We start from the raw sequence: 2,681 nt of genomic DNA, 5'->3' as shown, positions 1-2,681 counted from the left end.
CACCACCACCGCCCAGGCCGCCATCGCCTCCGGCGTGCGGGCAAGGGCGCGGGCGGTGGCGGCCGGAATGATCAGAAGCGCGGCGATGAGAAGCGCGCCGACGATCTTCAGCGCCACCGCGACGACCAGGGCGAGCGCAAGCGTCAGGATCAGCTTCTCCCGCCGCGGGTCGATGCCGGCCGCCTGCGCCAGTTCCTCATTCACCGTCACGCTCAAGAGCGCGTCCCACCGCCAGACGAGGAGCGCCAGAACCGCCCCGGAGCCGACCCAGATCCAGAGAAGATCGTCCATCGCCACCGTCAGCACATCGCCGAAGAGCCAGGACGAGAGGTCGGAGCGGACATTCGGCAGGAACGACACGGCGACAAGGCCGAAGGCCAGCGCCGAATGGGCGAGGACGCCCAGCGCGGTGTCGGCCGCCCTCCCGCGGTTGCTGAGCACGGTCACGGCCAGCGCCATCAGGAGCGCCACGACCGACGTCCCCGCTGCAACGGGAAGGCCGGAGGCGAGCGCCAGCGCCACCCCGAGGATCGCGGCATGCGCGGTCGCGTCGCCCATGTAGGCCATCCGCCGCCAGACGACGAAGGCGCCAAGCGGGCCGGCCGACAGCATCAGGCCGATGCCGGCAAGTCCGGCCATGATCAGGAAGGCGTCAGGCATCCTCGCCCTCGTGTCGGTGCGCGTGATTGTGGCCGTGGTCATGGCCCTGGGGATGATCGTGGCCCGCGGTGCCGTCATGCGCATGATCGTGGACATGGCGATAGAGCGCGAACGCCCCGCCCGTCCCCGCCCCGAAGAGCGCGCGGTACTCTGGCGCGGCCGATACCACCTTCGGCGTCCCCTCGCAGCAGACATGGCCGTTGAGGCAGATGACGCGGTCGGACGCGCTCATGACCACATGGAGGTCGTGGCTGACCATCAGAACCGCGACGCCCGTATCGCGCCGCACTTCCTCGACCAGCCGGTAGAAGGCCGCCGTTCCCGGCTGGTCGAGCCCCTGCGTCGGCTCGTCGAGCATGAGGATCTCGGGGCGGGCCAGAAGGGCGCGGGCAAGCAGAACCCTCTGCAACTGCCCGCCCGAGAGCGAGGCGACCTGCCGGCCCTGCACGCCCGGAACGCCGGTCCGGTCGAGCGCGCGCGCCGCTTCGTCCCCGCCCACCCGCCGTGGCAGGGAGAGAAACCGCTCCACGGTCATCGGCAGCGCGGCATCGAGATGCAGCCGCTGAGGCACGTAGCCGATGCCCAGGCCCGGCCGGCGCAGGACCGTCCCGGACGCCGGCCGCTCCAGGCCGATCAGCGCCCGGACGAGCGTGGATTTACCCGACCCGTTCGGGCCGACGATGGTCACGATCTCGCCGGCCGAGATGGCGAAGTCGACATTCTCGAGGACCGTCTGCGTGCCGTGGCGGATGCTGAGGCGGGCGGCTTCGATGAGCCTCATTCCGCACCCTCCGCGCAGGCGGGGCAAAGGCCGAGAGCCTCGACGTTCATCCGCTCCACCCGAAAACCGATCGCGTCCGCAACCTCCGCCAGAGCATGGCGCACAGTCTCGGCCGGCGCCTCGGCCACGGCGTCGCAAGTGCGACAGATCAGGAATACCGGGCTGTGAGTCTCGCCCGGATGCATGCAGGCGGCAAAGGCGTTGAGCCGGCGGATGCGGTGGGCGAGCCCCTGTCCGACAAGGAAATCGAGCGCACGGTAGGCGACAGGCGGCTGGTTGCCGAAGCCCTCCTCCGCCAACCGCTCCAGCACCTCGTAGGCGCCGAGCGCGCGGTGCGATTGCAGAAGGATTTCCAGCGTCCGGCGCCGGACCGGCGTGAGACGCGCGCCGGCGGCCGCACTGACCGCCTCGGCCCGCGCCAGCACCCCGCCGGCGCAGCGGGCATGGTCATGCGCGGCAAAGGCAACTGCCGGGTCACCCATCGGCTCAGGTTCAGGCAAGGCGAGGTCCCCTTGACATGTTATGATATTACATATGATATCTCGCGAGGCCCGACAAGAGCGAAGGAGGTCCCGATGCCGTCCCCGTTGCGCATGGCCGCCGTGGCCGCCCTGGCGGCCCTGCCGGCGAGCGCCGACGTGCCGCAGGTGGTCGCCGATACGCCGGTCGTCCACTCGCTCGTCGCGATGGTGATGGGCGATCTCGGCGCGCCCGGCCTGCTGCTCGACCGAGGCGCGGACGCGCATGACTTCCAGCTTCGTCCGTCGCAGCTGCGCGCCCTGAAATCGGCCGGACTCGTCGTGTGGATCGGGCCGGAAATGACACCCTCGCTCGGCCACGCACTCGACAGCGGGCACGAGGGGCAGGACATGGCGCTGCTCGAACTGCCGGGAACGTTCCTCATCGGCCATGGCGACGGCAGCGCGCCCCAGGCAGAGGGTCATGATCACGGCGATGCCCATGATCACGGCGACACCGACCCCCATGCCTGGCTCGATCCGGCCAATGCCGCACTCTGGCTCGGCGCCATCGCCGAACGGCTGGCGGCGTTCGACCCGGAGAACGAAGCCGCCTATCGCGCCAATGCCGCTGCCGCACAGGAGAGCATCGCGGCGCTGGACGCCGCGCTTGCCGGTCGTCTTGCGCCGGCGCAGGGCAAGGGGCTGATCTTCGGCCATGCCGCCTATGGCTATTTCACGGGCCACTACGGGCTCGGCGTCACGGGCAGCCTGGCGGAGGG

General features: G+C 70.4%; 4 protein-coding genes. 1 reads left to right on the top strand and 3 read right to left on the bottom strand.

Annotated elements, in window-relative coordinates; genetic code table 11:
* From F9K34_RS18500 to F9K34_RS18490, 3 genes are all read right to left on the bottom strand, one after another.
* The coding region (locus tag F9K34_RS18500) for an iron chelate uptake ABC transporter family permease subunit (protein ID WP_291338571.1) at nt 1–660 on the bottom strand (660 nt) is incomplete at its 3' end.
* On the bottom strand, nt 653–1,441 hold the full coding sequence (locus tag F9K34_RS18495) for a metal ABC transporter ATP-binding protein (protein WP_291338570.1): 789 nt from the start codon (nt 1,439–1,441) through the stop codon (nt 653–655). The genes F9K34_RS18500 and F9K34_RS18495, both read right to left, overlap by 8 nt.
* Nucleotides 1,438–1,923 carry a Fur family transcriptional regulator gene (locus F9K34_RS18490; protein ID WP_291338572.1) on the bottom strand — a complete coding sequence of 162 codons (486 nt, stop codon included), beginning with the start codon at nt 1,921–1,923 and terminating at the stop codon, nt 1,438–1,440. Before F9K34_RS18490 ends, F9K34_RS18495 begins: the two co-directional genes overlap by 4 nt.
* 93 nt (nt 1,924–2,016) lie before the next feature.
* Between F9K34_RS18490 and F9K34_RS18485 the strand changes: the two genes are divergently transcribed.
* Nucleotides 2,017–2,681, top strand: a 665-nt coding sequence (locus tag F9K34_RS18485) for a metal ABC transporter solute-binding protein, Zn/Mn family (protein ID WP_291338569.1), incomplete at its 3' end; no start/stop codon positions are given.

Source organism: Albidovulum sp. (assembly GCF_008933605.1).
Taxonomy (GTDB): Bacteria; Pseudomonadota; Alphaproteobacteria; order Rhodobacterales; family Rhodobacteraceae; genus Albidovulum.
This window is presented reverse-complemented; position numbering and strand designations above follow the sequence as displayed.